This window comes from Bradyrhizobium sp. S3.12.5 (genome assembly GCF_040548225.1).
Lineage (GTDB): Bacteria > Pseudomonadota > Alphaproteobacteria > Rhizobiales > Xanthobacteraceae > Bradyrhizobium > Bradyrhizobium cytisi.
Genome location: NZ_JBEPRF010000008.1, coordinates 181,604 through 198,550, shown reverse-complemented (window position 1 = coordinate 198,550; position 16,947 = coordinate 181,604). Strand labels below are relative to the sequence as shown.

The 16,947-nt window shown below is 61.9% G+C and carries 7 protein-coding genes; 2 read left to right on the top strand and 5 right to left on the bottom strand.

Going from position 1 to position 16,947, the window contains the following annotated elements; genetic code table 11:
- The first annotated feature begins 372 nt into the window (after positions 1-372).
- Positions 373-2,199, top strand: coding sequence for a glutamine--fructose-6-phosphate transaminase (isomerizing) (gene glmS / locus ABIC09_RS13920; protein WP_354109607.1), 1,827 nt, complete (start codon positions 373-375; stop codon positions 2,197-2,199).
- 391 nt (positions 2,200-2,590) lie between these two features.
- Positions 2,591-10,993 (top strand): beta strand repeat-containing protein, encoded by an 8,403-nt coding sequence (locus ABIC09_RS13915; protein ID WP_354109606.1) that lies wholly within the window; start codon positions 2,591-2,593, stop codon positions 10,991-10,993.
- Positions 10,994-11,043: 50 nt separating this feature from the next.
- Here the strand turns inward: ABIC09_RS13915 and ABIC09_RS13910 are convergent, their stop codons facing one another.
- The 5 genes from ABIC09_RS13910 to iolD all read right to left on the bottom strand — a co-directional run bounded on the left by ABIC09_RS13910 (position 11,044) and on the right by iolD (position 16,934).
- The gene (locus ABIC09_RS13910; protein WP_354109605.1) at positions 11,044-11,853 is read right to left on the bottom strand and encodes an SDR family oxidoreductase; all 810 of its coding nucleotides are present in this window, start codon (positions 11,851-11,853) and stop codon (positions 11,044-11,046) included.
- A 36-nt stretch (positions 11,854-11,889) separates the two neighbouring features.
- Positions 11,890-12,960 (bottom strand): Gfo/Idh/MocA family protein, encoded by a 1,071-nt coding sequence (locus ABIC09_RS13905; RefSeq protein WP_354032103.1) that lies wholly within the window; start codon positions 12,958-12,960, stop codon positions 11,890-11,892.
- 76 nt (positions 12,961-13,036) lie between these two features.
- Positions 13,037-14,011, bottom strand: coding sequence for a Gfo/Idh/MocA family oxidoreductase (locus ABIC09_RS13900; protein ID WP_354109604.1), 975 nt, complete (start codon positions 14,009-14,011; stop codon positions 13,037-13,039).
- Positions 14,012-14,147: 136 nt separating this feature from the next.
- Positions 14,148-15,047 (bottom strand): myo-inosose-2 dehydratase, encoded by a 900-nt coding sequence (gene iolE, locus ABIC09_RS13895; RefSeq protein ID WP_354109603.1) that lies wholly within the window; start codon positions 15,045-15,047, stop codon positions 14,148-14,150.
- A 45-nt stretch (positions 15,048-15,092) separates the two neighbouring features.
- Complete coding sequence (iolD, locus tag ABIC09_RS13890) at positions 15,093-16,934, bottom strand: 3D-(3,5/4)-trihydroxycyclohexane-1,2-dione acylhydrolase (decyclizing) (protein WP_354109602.1); 1,842 nt, start codon at positions 16,932-16,934, stop codon at positions 15,093-15,095.
- Positions 16,935-16,947 lie beyond the last annotated feature (13 nt).

Here is a 16,947-nt window from a genome sequence, read left to right as displayed (position 1 = left end):
CGATCTCTTCGCATCGAAGGTATAGCGACGGCGGAGGGCTTGCCCTGCTGATTCACTTGCAGGCGTTCGCGCCGACTCTCGGGCAGCAATCATTGAACCGGCTCGCGTGAGGCGCCTGGCAGCACGGTCTGGGTCCGGGATCGCGGATCCACCCGCCGTAATCGCATTCACAACATTGATCTGCGCCGCGCGAGCGCCTCCTCGAACAGAGGAGGGCGCTTGCCGCATTCGCTCGCTCGAGCGGAGTACCCCGCGTTTGTTGCTGCAATTCTCCCGATTCGACCGCCTCAATTTGCGCGAACCGTGTATTGGGCGACGATGATCATCGTGCGCGTGCATTTCTGATTGTCGGCGGGGCGAGGGATCTGACAAATGTGCGGAATTATCGGTATTCTAGGACGAACCGCGGTATCGGGGCGATTGATCGATTCACTCAGGCGGCTCGAATATCGGGGGTATGACTCAACGGGCCTGGCAACTCTCGATGACGGTCGTCTCGAACGCCGCCGGGCCGAAGGCAAGCTCAAGAACCTGGAGGCGCGGCTGCTTGCCGACCCACTGAGCGGTGATGCCGGAATTGGTCACACGCGCTGGGCCACGCACGGCAAGCCGACCGAGCACAATGCCCATCCACATGCGACCGAGCGCGTCGCCGTAGTGCACAATGGCATCATCGAGAACTTCAGAAAACTGCGCCAGGCGCTGGAAGAGAAGGGCGCAACCTTCACGAGCGATACCGATACGGAAGTCGTCGTACATCTCGTTCATTCCTATCTGCTGATGGGCTATTCGCCTCAGGAAGCCGTGTGGGCGTCGTTGCCGCAGCTGCGTGGCGCCTTTGCCTTAGTGTTCCTTTTCAAGGGATATCGCGATCTTCTGATCGGAGCACGCAGGGGTTCGCCTCTGGCGGTGGGGTATGGCAAAGGCGAGACCTATCTCGGTTCAGATGCGATTGCACTCGCTCCCTTCGCCGACAGCATCAGCTATCTCGAGGACGGTGACTGGGTTGAGCTGTCGCGTGAGAAAGGAGTGATCCGGGACGCGAATGGCGCGGTCGTTGCCCGCGAGGTGCTGAATTCGGGCGGGGCATCGTTCGTCGCCGACAAAGCCAACTATCGCCATTTCATGGCCAAGGAGATTTGCGAGCAGCCGGACGTGGTCGGCCGCACGCTCGCCCATTATGTCGATATGAGAGCCGAGCGGGCGGTGTTGCCGATCAAGCTGCCGTTCCACTTCAGCGACGTGAGGCGCGCGACGATTACGGCCTGCGGCACCGCAAGCTATGCCGGCGCGATCGCGAAGTACTGGATCGAACAGCTGGCACATATCCCGGTTGATGTCGATATTGCCTCCGAATTCCGCTATCGCGAAGCGCCACTCCGCAGAGGCGACCTCGCGATCTTCATCTCGCAATCGGGCGAGACCGCCGACACGCTGGCGGCACTTCGCCATGCCAAGGAAAAAGGGGCGCACACCGTCTCCGTCGTGAATGTGCCGACTTCCACCATTGCGCGTGAGAGCGACATAGTGCTGCCGACGTTGGCTGGTCCGGAAATCGGCGTCGCCTCCACCAAGGCCTTCACGTGTCAACTGATGGCGCTCGCCGCCCTCGCGGTCGCTGCGGGAGCAGCGCGCGGCGAGATCTCCGCGGGCGAGGAGAAGAGGCTGGTCAGAGCGTTGATCGAAGTGCCGCGTTTGATGGCGGCAGCCCTCGCCAGCGAGCCGCAGATCGAGAAGCTGGCTCGCACCATCGCGAAAACGCGGGACGTGCTTTATCTTGGCCGCGGCACCAGCTATCCGCTGGCGCTCGAAGGTGCGCTGAAGCTGAAAGAGATCTCCTACATCCACGCCGAAGGCTATGCCGCAGGCGAACTCAAACATGGCCCGATTGCCCTGATCGATGAGAACATGCCTGTTGTGGTCATCGCGCCCTTCGACAGTCTGTTCGAAAAGACCATGTCGAACATGCAAGAGGTCGCCGCGCGCGGGGGCAGGATCATTCTGATGACGGATGCCAGGGGAGCGGCGGAGGCGGCCATGGAGCCCGAAGCCACGGTACTGCTGCCGGACATGGTGCCGACCTTCGCGCCGATCGTCTACGCCGTTCCCATCCAGTTGCTCGCCTATCATACGGCCGTGATCATGGGCACCGATGTGGACCAGCCGCGCAATCTCGCCAAATCGGTGACGGTCGAGTAGAAGCAAATGTCCCTTGCGGCACAGTGTCTCGCGGTCGCCCGGCGTCGCCGGTAACGCAACGAAAGTGCGGGCAACACTCGGATCCGATGGGGGGAGTACTCCCTTTGGGTCGACAGAATAGTCCGTCGTCCTGCTACAAATTCCAGCTTACACGTCGTCCAATATCAAGCGACCCGCCAGAGACAGCGTTAGCTCCGAAGGCGGACAGAGATCATCTATCTGTGGGGCCGGCATGCGCATTGGCGCATCCGGGAGGAAAACCTGGATTGCAAAGCTCCGCCAAACGTTGACTTGCGAACTTCACCGAATTTCGCCGCGGCCCGGCCGAATGTTACGCGGCAACGTGAATGTTCAAAAATGATGTGCAGACTCGGACAGAGGGAGCATTAAGGTGACCTATTCCTCGACCATCCAGACATCGTTTTCCGGGCCATCGACCACCAGCACCTATCCGCCGCACAACGGACTTGCCGTCGGGTCGAACTTCGTTGTGATGATCGAGGGATCGCTGATCGAATGGACGAACCTGACCGGCGGGTCGCCGACCCAGCAGTCGGTCTACAGCTTCTTCTCATCGCTGTCGCCGACCGGCGGCCTTTTCGATCAGCGCGTCGTCTACGACAGCGTCAATCAGCGCTTTGTCGCGATGATGGAGTACCTGGCGCCGGACGGCACCACCACCGCCATGGATATTGCCGTCTCCAAGGACTCAAATCCGAACGATGGCTGGACCTTCTCGCAGCTCAATACGACTGTCACGATCAACGGTCAGTCGACTGACTCTGACCGCCCGACATTGGCGGTCGACGGTTCGAACGTCTACATCTCGGCAGCACAGTACAACATCAACGTGTCCGGTTACGCCGGCACGGAAAACTGGGTGATCGGCGATACGGCCGGTGCGGGCGGTGGCATCTATGGCGGCGGCACGTTGAGCGTGACCACAAGCGAAGTCATGCCGTCGACGCAGGACATCTTTGCCGTTGCAGCCGGCAACAATGGCAAGACCTACTACGCGAGCGCCTTCTCCAGCGGAGGCCAGGTCGTCGTTGGCCTGCAGACCTACGACAAGAACACCAATAGTTTCAGCGCCACCAGCACGATCGCCCTTGGCAATATCGACCAGGGCGGCAGCTACACCGCCCAGCAGCAGGGGACGAGCCTCCTGCTCGATGCCGGCGATAACCGCATTGCCAACATGGTCTATGCCAACGGCTTCCTCTATGGAGTGGCCGAGATGAAGCCGAGCGGCTCGAGCGTGCCGCTGGTCCATTGGTTCAAGATCGACGTCAGCAATCCGAGTGCTCCGTCCCTCGTGGCACAGGGCGACATCTCCGGTGCCGCAATCGGAACCGGTGTGGCAACCTTCAATCCGTCCATCGCGGTGGACGCATCGGGCGATGTCGTCATCAATTTCACCGCCAGTGGTCCGAACATGTATCCGGCGGACTACTACGTCTTCCAGGGCGGCAGCGATCCCGCCGGTTCTTTCAGCGCGCCGGTCCTGTATCAGGCGAGTACCAGTTTTTTCAACTCGGGCGATGGAAGCAGCGTGCAGCCATGGGGCTCCAATTCATCAGCCACCGTCGACCCCAACAATCCGAGTTCGTTCTGGATATCGAATGAATACGTCGCCAGCGGCTGGTGGCAGACGTCGGTCGCCCGGATCGCCATCCAGAACTCCGCGGCAACCGGCCCAACGATTGCCTCGATTGCCGCTTCCGGGACCGGCATCACCAGCGGCGGCGGCGATCTCAATGCCGGCAAGCTGGTTACGCTGACGGTCAACTTCAGTGCGGCCGTGACGGTCAACACCACCGGCGGCGCACCGACGCTGACCCTCAACGATGGCGGCACGGCGAGCTATACCGGCGGTTCGGGCGGCACTGCGCTCACCTTCAGCTACACGGTGGCGGCAGGCCAGAACACCGCCGATCTCGTCATCTCGTCGTTCAACCTTAACGGCGCGAGCATCACCGATGGCGGCAGCCACGCCGCTAACCTGTCAGGCGCCACCAACTACAATCCGACCGGCACCCTTCAGATCGACACGACCGCGCCTACGATTGCCTCGATCGTTGCGACCGGCACCGGAATCACCAACGGCAGCGGCAATGTGAATACCGGCGCGGTCGTTACCTTGACCGTCAATCTCAGCGAGGCCGTGACGGTCAACGCCACCGGTGGCGCACCGACGCTGACCCTCAATGATGGTGGCACGGCGAGCTATACCGGTGGCTCGGGCAGCACCGCACTCACCTTCAGCTACACGGTGGCGGCGGGCCAGACCACGTCCGATCTCGCCATCTCGGCGCTCAACCTCAACGGCGCCGTCGTCAACGACGGCGCCGGCAACGCCGCCAATCTGTCGGGCGCCGCCAACTACAATCCCGCCGGCATCCTGCAGGTCAACCCGACGGCACCGACGGTTGCCTCGATCGCGGCCTCGGGCACCGGCATCACCAGCGGCGCCGGCGATCTCAACGCGGGAAAGGCGGTCACGTTGACCGTGAACTTCAGTGCGGCCGTGACGGTCAACACCGCGGGCGGAACCCCGACGCTGACCCTCAACGATGGCGGCACGGCGAGCTACACCGGTGGCTCGGGCGGCACTGCGCTCACCTTCAGCTACACGGTGGCGGCAGGCCAGAACACCGCCGATCTCGTCATCTCGTCGTTCAACCTTAACGGCTCGAGCATCACAGATGGCGGCAGCAACGCCGCTAACCTGTCAGGTGCCACCAACTATAATCCGACCGGCACCCTGCAGATCGACACGACCGCGCCTACGATTGCCTCGATCGTCGCTTCCGGCACCGGCATCACCAATGGCAGCGGCAATGTGAGCACCGGCCAGGTCGTCGCATTGACCGTCAATCTCAGCGAGGCGGTGACGGTCAACACCACCGGTGGCGCACCGACGCTGACCCTCAATGATGGTGGCACGGCGAGCTATACCGGCGGCTCAGGCAGCGCAGCGCTCACCTTCAGCTACACGGTGGCGGCGGGCCAGACCACGTCTGATCTCGCCATCTCGTCGCTCAACCTCAACGGCGCGGTCATCAGCGACGGCGCCGGCAACGGCGCCAACTTGGCCGGCGCGACCAACTACAATCCCGCCGGCACCCTGCAGGTCAACCCGGCCACCACCACCAGACCTAGCCACATCGTCGTCCTTTCCCTGGAGAACGAGAACTACTCCGACATCGTAGGTAGTTCCCAGGCGCCTTACCTGAACTCGCTGATCGCTCAGGGGATGCTCCTCACCAATTACTACGGTGTGACCCATCCGAGCCAGCCCAACTACATTGCCCTGTTTTCCGGCTCGACGCAGGGCGTCACCAACAACGGCACCTTTCCCCAACTTCCGGCCAGCGTACCGACGCTGGCGAGCACGCTCGCCGCTAGCGGTTACACGTTCGGCGGTTACGCCGAAACCACGGCGGATCCCGAACGCCAACCGTGGATCCACTTCGCCAATTCGGCCAACGATGGTCACGATTTCAGCGCTTTCCCTCAGACCGCGGCCGGCTTCGCCAACCTTCCGACGGTTTCCTATGCTTCGCCCAACGACGCCGACAACATGACGCCGACAAGCGACAACGGCGGCGGGATTCCGGCGGGCGACGCCTGGGTCCAGGCCAATCTCTCTGCCTACGCGGCCTGGGCGCAGGCCAACAATTCGCTGCTGATCGTCACCTTCGACGAAAACAACACCAATCCGGCGGTGACCTACCCCAATCACGTTGCGGCAATCGTCGTCGGCGGAGGCGTTCCGGCAGGGGCCGTCAACGACTCGCCGGCTGACCCCTATTCCCTGCTTGCCACGATCGAAAGCCTTTACGGGGCTGCGCCGATCGGCGCCAGCGCCGGCGTGCCGGCGCTCAACTTCTATTCGTCGACGCCGGCGAGGGCGTCCGCCTCGGTCACTCGCTCATTTTCCGGATTGTCCGACCGGACCAACAATCCGCCCCAAAATGCGTTAGCGGTAGGGCCGAATTACATTTTCACCGCGGAGACCACGCACTACGAGATAACCGACCTTAGCGGCAATCCAATTGTATCCAACGGATCATTGTATAGCTTGTTCTCGTCGCTTGGCGGCACGCTTGACAACAGCCTCCTCGATGCGCGCGCCGTCTATGACAGTTCGACCGGCCGCTATGTGGTCACTGTGGATAATTTTCAACCAGGAGGCGGGAACTTCGCCACCAATATCGACGTCGCCGTGTCGGTCGATAGCAATCCGAGCGACGGCTGGTATTTGGCTTCGATCGACACGTCCAACGGCACCACGACCCAATCGGACATGCCCTATCTGTCGGTCAGCAACGGCAAAATCTATATCTCCACGCCCGAATTTCTAGACGCGGGAGGCGGCTACAACAATGGCGAATTCGTCGTCAACGAAAGCAGGGTAATAGCCGCTGGAAACGGCGCGATCACGCCTGACGCCAGCAGTAGCGTACCTGGGACCGCTGGCATCATGCGCAACGTCGCCGGCGACAACGGGGTGACCTACTATTTGAGCGCCCATTCGACCGCGAGGGAAACCGCGCTCGCATATCAAACGTACGATCCGACGCATGGCTTCAGCGGGACCCAAACGATCTTCCTCGGCGACGCCGATGTGGGAGGGGGCGGAAGCGACTACACCGCCGCGCAGTTGGGCACGACCAAGAGGATCGGCATTAACGACGGGCGCATCCAAAGCCTTGCCTACACTTCCTCGGGAGGACACAATTACGTTTACGGCGTGAGCGAAGCCATGCCGACCGCAGGGGGGCTCGCTCAAATCGAGTGGTTCAAGCTCGATGTCACCGATCCCACGAATCCGCAATTTGTCATCGGGAACGTCATTTCCGGCGCGTCCATCGGCACGGGTGTCGCCGTGTTCGATCCTTCGATTGCGGTCGACAAGAACGGCGACGTGCTCATCAATTTCTCGGCCTCGGGGCCGAACATGTATCCTTCCGACTACTACATGGTGCTCGGCGCCGGCGCTTCCGCTTTCAGCGGCCCGACGCTTTACCAGGCGAGCACCACGTTTCTTGATACCGGAAGTCTGAACGACCAGCGTTGGGGGACCTATTCGACCGCAATAGCCGATCCGAACAACGCAAACGGATTCTGGATATCGAACGAATACGTGGCCAACGGCTGGTGGCAGACTGTGGTCGCTCAGATCGCCGTCCAGGGTTCCGCGGCAACGGCGCCGACGGTTGCCTCGATCGCGTCCTCGGGCAGCGGCATCACCAGCGGCGGCGGCGATCTCAATGCCGGCAAGCTGGTTACGCTGACGGTCAACTTCAGTGCGGCCGTGACGGTCAACACCACCGGCGGCGCACCGACGCTGACCCTCAACGATGGCGGCACGGCGAGCTATACCGGCGGTTCGGGCGGCACTGCGCTCACCTTCAGCTACACGGTGGCGGCAGGCCAGAACACCGCCGATCTCGTCATCTCGTCGTTCAACCTTAACGGCGCGAGCATCACCGATGGCGGCAGCCACGCCGCTAACCTGTCAGGCGCCACCAACTACAATCCGACCGGCACCCTTCAGATCGACACGACCGCGCCTACGATTGCCTCGATCGTTGCGACCGGCACCGGAATCACCAACGGCAGCGGCAATGTGAATACCGGCGCGGTCGTTACCTTGACCGTCAATCTCAGCGAGGCCGTGACGGTCAACGCCACCGGTGGCGCACCGACGCTGACCCTCAATGATGGTGGCACGGCGAGCTATACCGGTGGCTCGGGCAGCACCGCACTCACCTTCAGCTACACAGTGGCGGCGGGCCAGACCACGTCCGATCTCGCCATCTCGGCGCTCAACCTCAACGGCGCCGTCGTCAACGACGGCGCCGGCAACGCCGCCAATCTGTCGGGCGCCACCAACTACAATCCCGCCGGCATCCTGCAGGTCAACCCGACGGCACCGACGGTTGCCTCGATCGCGGCCTCGGGCACCGGCATCACCAGCGGCGCCGGCGATCTCAACGCGGGAAAGGCGGTCACGCTGACCGTGAACTTCAGCGCGGCCGTGACGGTCAATACCACGGGGGGCACCCCGAGGCTCACCCTCAACGACGGCGGCACGGCAAGCTACACCGGCGGCTCGGGGAGCACGGCGCTCACCTTCAGCTACACGGTTGCGGCAGCCCAGAATACCGCCGATCTCATCGTCTCATCGCTCACCCTCAACGGCGCGACGATCACCGGTGGCAACGGCATTGCTGCCAATCTGACGGCGGCCACCAACTACAATCCGGCCGGCACGTTACAGATCGACACGACGGCGCCGACGATTGCCTCGATCGTTGCGACCGGCACCGGTATCACCAACGGCACCGGCAATGTGAATACTGGAGCGGTCGTCACCTTGACGGCCAATCTGAGCGAGGCGGTGACGGTCAACACCACCGGCGGCACGCCGACGCTCGCCCTCAACGATGGCGGCACGGCGAGCTATACCGGCGGCTCGGGCAGCACCGCGCTCACCTTTAGCTACACGGCCGCGGCGGGGCAGACCACAGCCGATCTCGCCATCTCGGCGTTCAACCTCAACGGCGCGGTCGCCAACGACGGAGCCGGCAATGTTCTCAATCTGGCGGGCGCCACCAATTACAATCCGACCGGCATCCTGCAGGTCAACAGGCCGCCCGCGACGATTGCCTCGATCGCGACCTCCGGCACTGGCATCACCAACGGCGTCGGCGATCTCAATGCCGGCAAGGTGGTCACGCTGACGGTCAACTTCAGTGCGGCCGTGACGGTGAATACCGCCGGAGGCGCCCCGAGGCTCACTCTCAACGATGGCGGCACGGCAACCTACGCCGGCGGGTCGGGGAGCACTGCGCTCACCTTCAGCTACACGGTCGCGGCAGGCCAGAACACCGCCGATCTCATCGTCTCATCGCTCACCCTCAACGGCGGAACCATCGTCGACGGCAACGGCAACGTCGCCAATCTGGCGGGCGCCACCAACTCCAACCCGGTCGGAATCCTGCAGATCGACACGACGGCGCCGACAATCGCCTCGATCGTCGCGACCGGCACCGGCATCACCAACGGCACCGGCAGTGTGAACACCGGCCAAGTCGTCACCTTGACCGTCAATCTCAGTGAGGCCGTCACAGTCAGCACCACCGGCGGCACGCCGACGCTCACCCTCAACGATGGCGGCACGGCGAGCTACACTGGTGGCTCCGGCAGCACCGCGCTCACCTTCAGCTACACGGTCGCTGCAGGCCAGACCACGTCCGATCTCGCCACCTCGTCGTTGAACCTCAACGGCGGGGCGATCAACGACAGACCCGGCAACGCCGCCAACTTGTCTGGCGCCGCCAACTACAATCCCACCGGCACCCTGCAGGTCAACCCGACCACGACCACCACTGGCGTACCGAAGTACAGCCATATCGTGGTCGTCGTTGAAGAAAACCACAACTATGACCAGATCGCCGGCAATAGCCAAGCACCTTACATCAACAGCCTCATGGCCGGCGGCGCATCGCTAACCAACATGACGTCGGAGGCTCATCCAAGCCAGCCGGACTATTTCGCCCTCTATGCCGGCTCGACATTCGGTACAACCGACGACAACTCCTACAGCCTCCCGGACCCAACACTTTACACGGTCTTGCACAACGCGGGTCTCTCGTTCACGGGCTATGTGGACGAGGGCGGGATCGGCAGTGACTTCAACCATGACCCCTGGGTTTCATTCCCGGAGGGGCGCACGGTTCAAACGGATTTCACCAGCTTCCCGGCGCTTTTTGCCAACGGCAATTATTCGAGCCTGCCGACCGTCTCGTTCGTCATTCCCAGCGTGAGTAACGACATGCACGACGGGACGATCGCCCAGGGTGATACATGGCTTCAGCAAAACCTGGGCGGCTATGCTCAGTGGGCGGTCAACAACAATTCGCTGCTGATCGTGACCTGGGACGAAAATGACGATTCGACTTCCGAGGCTGCTTCCAATCAGGTTCCAACTCTCTTGTATGGCGCCAACGTGGTCGCGGGAAACTACGGCGCCGCCTACAATCACTACAATGTTCTGAGCACGATCACTGATTCATTGGGCTTGACCGCTCCCAACAACGCCGCGACAGCGCCGCCCATTCAAGTGTTTGGGACAGCTGCCGGTGGGGCCGCGCTGGCCGCAGTGGATCAGGACGCGGGGCCCGAGGTCCCGGCACTGACCATCAGCAACACCTCGCTGACCGTGCAGGCCGGAGGATCCGTGGCGTTGGGCATCACCGCGACGCCCGTCGACTCCGACGACAAACTGTCGCTGACGATCAGCGGCTTGCCCAGTTACGAGTCGATCACAGCCCCAGCCGGAAACACTGTGACGAGCAGCCTTCAATCCAACGGAACCTATACCTGGTCCATTACCGAGGGCTCCTCCACGACAGGCAATCCACTCACCGGGCTGACGCTGTCGTCGAGCTATACGGGCACCGACCACCCGGTCGCTACGTTCACGGTAACGGCGAGCAACACAACTACGGGCGAAACCGCGACGTCGGTGGCGCAGACCATGCAAGTGACCGATCCTCCGGCGCCAACGTCGGGTGCAGCGCAGTCTTCATCGGCTGGCCCGAATGGCCCTTCGAGCGGGGATGCGGGGCATATTGGTCGCCTTGCAGCCATGATGGATCAATTCGCGGCAGCCGCCAGGTTGCCCGGAGACGCCTCTGGCCCGATCCACCAGGCATTTTATCCGACCGGCTGCTTGCAGGACCCGGCGTTGCTGGCTGCTCCCCATTTTCACACGGGATGAGCACGGTGGATCCGGTCACCCGCTTGGTGGAAAGGAGTGCGGCGATCAATCTACAGCGCAGACTCGGGCTGTGGTGAGGAGCCGTATGCACCCCAGATCGACTGGTCGTAGTTCACCATGGACCCCGTCATCAGACCTGACTCATCCGTCGACAGAAAGGCAACGGCACGCGCAACCTCATGGGGGTCAATGAGACGGCCAAATGGTTGAGCGGCCGACGCCTGTTTGAGCCAATCCGAGCTTGCACCATGATGCTCGATTTGAGTCCGGTCTTCGCCTTCGGTGGCCATCCATCCGATATTCAGCCCGTTGACGCGGATCCGATTACGCATGACGGCATAGGCCGTATTCTCCGTAAGTGTTGCCAGGGCGCCTTTTGACGAGCAATAGGCGGCGATGAACGGTTGGCCGGCTTTGGCCGACATCGAACCAATATTCACGATGTTGCCCGCGATCTTTTCACGGCGCATGATCTTGATCGTTTCCTGCATCAGGAAAAATGGGCCGCGAACGTTGACATTGAAGATCCTGTCGAACAATTCAGGCGACGTATCGAGGATCGTGCCGCGATCTGTTACTCCAGCGGCATTCACCAGTACGTCGACGCGGCCGAATTCTGCGTCGGCCTTTGCTATGACGGTCCGGCAATCTTCGACCTTGCCCAAATCGGCGGCGACAAACACCACCCTCGTGCCGGTTGCGTCCTGAATTTCTCTGGCTTTCGTCTGGCCTTTTGCCGCCGAGCGGCCGCAAGTCACGATGCCGGATGCGCCACGATCGGCAAACAACCTCGCGATGGCTGCGCCGAGTCCCTGCGTGCCACCGGTAATGACCGCAATTTTTCCAGTCAGTCCGCTCATGACGATGTCCTTCGATTTGGTAACCGGCCGTAGCAATCAGACAACGAGGCGACGATCAGTTACGGGAGTAAGCCGCACCATGTCGGGGGTCGGGTGGCGAGAGCGCGGTTGAGCCGAAATCGCTTGCGGTACCCCGGTTGAAGCGGCCCGTTGAATGGCGAGCAGTGCGCGCATGTCCGCCAAGCCCTCGTCGCCATCCGCTTCAGGCGGCGTTCCCGATCTGATGCAGTCCGAGAAATACGCGACCTGCGCGCCAAAATGATCGATTTGCGGAAACCGGGTCTCGGCGATCTTTCCGTCACTGCGCAGCCGCAGCCGTGTCGCAGTTTCGAATCTGAAGCCAGGATCGAGCTCCAGGTCGCCCGTCGTTCCCACGACCCGATAATTGTCGACCGCCGCTGCCGCGAAGCTGGCGACGAATTGTGCGAGGCCGCCCGAGGGAAATCGCAGCGTTGCAGCCACCGAGGCGTCCACCTCGCCAAAGCGCGGGTCGTCGACCGGCCGGTGCGCCGTCGCTATGGCTTCGATCGGCTCTTCCGCAAAGATGTGACGGGCGGCGTTGATGCAATAGACGCCGACGTCCTGAAGCGGGCCACCCCAGGCCGTCGCTTGCAACCGATGATTCCCCAGAGACGTCTGGAAGCTGAACACCGACTGAAAGAACAGCGGTCGGCCGATGGCGTTGGCGCGGATGTGTTCGAGAACGGCGACGGTTCCCGGTTCGTGGTGCAGCCGGTACGCGGTCATCAGAAACACGTTGGCGCTGCGCGCCGCGGCGATCATGGCGAGCGCTTCGTCCTCGCTCACGGCGAGCGGCTTCTCGACCATGACGTGCTTGCCGGCGCGTGCGGCCCGAATGGCGTAATCGGCATGCATGTGGTTCGGCAGGGCGATGTAGACCGCGTCGATCCCGGGGCTGGCGATCAGGGCGTCGTAGCCGTCATAGCCGACAACCGTGCCAATGCCGTAAAAGTCCGCGAGGCGCGCTGCCTTGGCGTGGTCGCCGGTCACGATGGCCGTAACCCGCGAATTTCCGGACTGAACCACGCCGGGCAGGAACGCTTGCTGCGAAATCCAGCCGGCGCCGACGACGGCATAATTGATCATCAATTCTCTCCCTGATGTCGCCGATGGAACGCCTGAAAGGGGATGAAACGTCTCGCCTGTGGTTTGGCGTATGGGTTCAGTCGTACAACGAGGGACGTGACGGGTATTTCAACGTCGTCGCATGGTTCTCGGTTAGACCTGCTGCGATCTGCTCGGCGATGGCCGAGGCCATGTAGCCGTCCCAGGCGCTTGCCCCGACCGGAATTTCTGTCGTCACCGCGCCAATCCAGTCGGTCAATTGCCTGCGATAGGCGTCGCCAAAGCGCGGAATCCAATTGCCGGGATAGGAGACTCCGCCAATGCGGTCCTTGTTGCGCATCGTGAGCGAGGGCAGAGCCAGCGCGATCGTTCCTTCCCGACCCACCAGTTCGGCATGGACATGATAGCCGTAGGCGGCGTTGATATTGACCTCGGTCGACACGATCTCGTCGCGGTCGGTCCGCATCGTGATCATCAGCGGTTCGCCGCCGGGCCCGCTGGCGACATGAGCCGAGACCATTTCCGATCCGGTCAGCCATCGGCTGATGTCGATCTCGTGCACGAATGAATTCGTCACCGCCATCGGTCCGGTAAACCACTCCGGCGCGCTGACGTTTCGGTGGACGTTGTGCAGCAAGACGGTTGCGCCCACAGCGCCTTCGTCCTTTATCCGCTTCATCTCCTGATAGCCGGGATCAAACCGCCGCATATAGCCGACCTGGATCAGCCTGCGCTTCAATGCGACTTCAGTCTGAACCACGCGCAGGGCTTCCGCCGCGGAGAAGGCCAGCGGCTTTTCGCACAGGACGGGCTTGCCCGCTTCCAGGCAGGCCAAGGTCATCTCCGCATGCGTCCCGTCCGGCGATGCGATGATCACCGCTCCAATGCGGTCTGAGGCGATCAGAGATCGAGGGTCGGGAAAGACAGCGGCGCCCGCCGCGGCCGCTTGCGCGCGGGCGGCATCGGCGTCGAAGACCCCCGCCAGATGCGCGCCGGGAATCTCGCGACTGACGAGGCGCGCATGTTCCGAACCCATCACGCCCGTTCCAATGACACCCACGCCAACACCCATTTCCTTGCTCCTTTAGGCTTTCCCGGCCCAACGCCTTCGGACGCATCCGATCCGTTCGCAGTCGTGTGCCCGGACAATTGCCGCGCTGCGTCCTCGCCTCACGCGGCGATCATGCGCACCCTACGACCCAAGCGATTCATCGAACGACCTCATAGCCAGCCAAGGCCATTACGCGCACCAGCTCCGCGTGTCCTTTTTTTGCCATTGCGAGCGGTGGATTGATCTTCGGATCCTGCTCGGCCTCGACGACGAACCAGCCCTCATAGCCATAGGAGGCCAGTCGTCCGACGATGGAGGCGAAGTCGAGCGAGCCGTCGCCAGGCACCGTGAAGGCGCCCTTGACGACCGCGTCGAGAAAACTCTCTCTGGTGCGGTCAAGCTTGCCGATCACATCCATGCGCACATCCTTGGTGTGAACATGCGTGATGCGCTTGTGGTGCTTGTCGATGACGCGCATGACGTCGCCGCCAGCAAAAGCCATGTGGCCTGCATCAAACAGCAGCGGGATGCCTTCGCCGGAATGTCTCATGAACATGTCGAGTTCCGGCTCGGTCTCGATCACGGCGGCCATATGGTGGTGATAGGATAGCGGCATGCCCTGCTCGGCGCACCATTCGCCAAACTTCGTCATCTTGTGGGCATAGACCTTGATTTCGTCCTCCGAGAGCTTGGGCTTCGTTGCCAGAGGCCTCGAACGATCGCCCTGAACAGTACGTGCGCATTCGCCGTAAACGATGCAGGGGGCGTTGACAGCCTTGAACAACGCCATTTGCTCGGTGACGCGTTGCTTTTCCTGTTCCAAATCGCCATCGAGCAACAGACCGGAGAACCAGCCGCCGCATACCTTCATTCTGTGGGCTTTCAGGACGGGGCCAAGCACGTTCGCGTCCATCGGAAAACGGCGGCCCGTCTCCATGCCGGTGAAACCGGCCTCGCTCGCCTGACGCAGACATTCTTCGAGCGAAACATCATCGCTCAGCTCCTCCAGGTCGTCATTCCACCACGCGATCGGAGCGATACCCAATTTCGCCTTCATAGGAGTCTCCGGGAGTTTAACCGCTTGTCACTTGCGCAAACGGCGCTAAACGCCGACACGCTGTTTTTTGCGGCCGTCGAGTTGGCCTTTCGAGGCCTCGAGAACGCTCTCGCGGGCGCTGACTTGCGGCACGCCGACATCCCACCAGGCATCGCCGGGCGTCCAGGTGAGAGCGTCGGAGACGATGGTCAATACCGTGGTACGATCGGTGCTCAAGGCCCAATCCATGGCAGCACCGAGATCGGCGAGGCTTTCGACCTTTCGCGCGAGCGCTCCCATGGATTCGGCGTGCCTGGCAAAGTCCACGGCGAACGGTTGCTTGACGCGGCAATCCTTGATCAGGTTGTTGAAGCTTGCGCCGCCCTTGCCGTTCTGCAGGCGATTGATCACGGCATAGCCGCCATTGTCGCAAACGATCACGATGATCTTGTGGCCGGTGAGAACGGTTGAATAGATATCCGAGTTCATCATCATGTAGGTACCGTCACCCACCATGACGATCGGGACGCGGGTAGGGTCCGCCATGGCCGCCCCCCATCCAGCCGCGATTTCATAGCCCATGCAGGAGAAGCCGAATTCGCAGTCGAAAGTATTGGGGCTTTTGACGCGCCAGTTCTTCATCACTTCGCCGGGCAGGCCGCCGGCGGCAGCTATGAGATAGTCGCGCTCGCCGGCATGCGAACTGACGATGCCAACCACCTGCGCATAGGTTGGAATGGGTTCGTTCGTGGGTCTCTGATAGGAATCGAGCGCAGCGTTCCATTTCGCAAACTCGGATTTGCCGTGATTGGTCCATGTCACGTCGGACTTCCACCCTTTGAGGGAAGCTGCCAGTTCAGCAACGGTCTCGCGTGCGTCGCCGATCACCGCGAGGGCTTGATGCTTGGTTGCGTCGAAGCGCGCCGCGTTGATCGAGACGAATTTCGCGTCCGGCGCGAAGCAAGTCCATGATCCCGTGGTAAAATCCATCAAGCGGGTGCCGATAGCCAGAATGATATCGGCTTCAGCTGCGAGAGCATTGGCCGAGGTCGAGCCAACGATGCCGATCGGACCGATATGAGCTGGGTGATGGTGCGTGAACGCACCTTTGCCCGCGATGGTTTCGGCAACCGGAATGCCGTGCTCCGTTGCAAAAGCGCCGAGAACTTCTTCGGCGCCGGAATAGCGCACGCCTCCGCCTGAAATGATCAGCGGTCGTTTGGCGCTCTTGAGAATTTCGAGCGCCTGAGCCAGACGATCCTTGTCGGCGCGCGGACGTGCAATGGCATGGACGGTTGGTCTGAAAAAGGCTTCCGGATAGTCCCAGGCCATTTCCTGCACGTCCTGCGGCAGCGCGATGAAGGCCGGGCCGCAATCCGCCGGATCGAGCAGGACAGCGACAGCCTGCGGCAGCGACGAGATGATCTGTTCCGGGTGGGTAATGCGATCCCAATAGCGCGTCACGGCACGAAAGGCGTCATTGACATTGATCGAAGGGTCACCGAAGTGCTCGACCTGTTGCATGACCGGATCGGGGCGGCGATTGACGAATGTATCACCGGACAGCAGCAAGACCGGCAGGCGGTTGGAATGGGCAACTCCGGCGGCAGTTACCATGTTCAGTGCGCCGGGACCGATCGAGGAGGTGGCGACCATGACCTGGCGGCGGCGTTTGGCCTTGGCGAAGCCTATGGCGGCAAGCGCCATCGATTGCTCATTCTGACCGCGCCAGGTCGGCAGAGTATCTTTTACGGCTTCCAAGGCTTCCGACAGGCAGGTGACATTGCCATGGCCAAAAATGGCAAAGACGCCGGGAAAAAGCATCTCCTTTCTGCCATCAATGATCGTAAACTGATTGCACAGATAGCGAACCAGGGCCTGCGCCATGGTGCAGCGAACCGTCGACATGCGCGTTCCTCCC

Bases quoted from the DNA above. Each gene is read 5' to 3' on its own strand.
- ABIC09_RS13905 (WP_354032103.1), bottom strand. From the start codon at position 12,960: ATGATCAATTATGCCGTCGTCGGCGCCGGCTGGATTTCGCAGCAAGCG.
- glmS (WP_354109607.1), top strand. From the start codon at position 373: ATGTGCGGAATTATCGGTATTCTAGGACGAACCGCGGTATCGGGGCGA.
- ABIC09_RS13910 (WP_354109605.1), bottom strand. From the start codon at position 11,853: ATGAGCGGACTGACTGGAAAAATTGCGGTCATTACCGGTGGCACGCAG.
- iolD (WP_354109602.1), bottom strand. From the start codon at position 16,934: ATGTCGACGGTTCGCTGCACCATGGCGCAGGCCCTGGTTCGCTATCTG.
- iolE (WP_354109603.1), bottom strand. From the start codon at position 15,047: ATGAAGGCGAAATTGGGTATCGCTCCGATCGCGTGGTGGAATGACGAC.
- ABIC09_RS13900 (WP_354109604.1), bottom strand. From the start codon at position 14,011: ATGGGTGTTGGCGTGGGTGTCATTGGAACGGGCGTGATGGGTTCGGAA.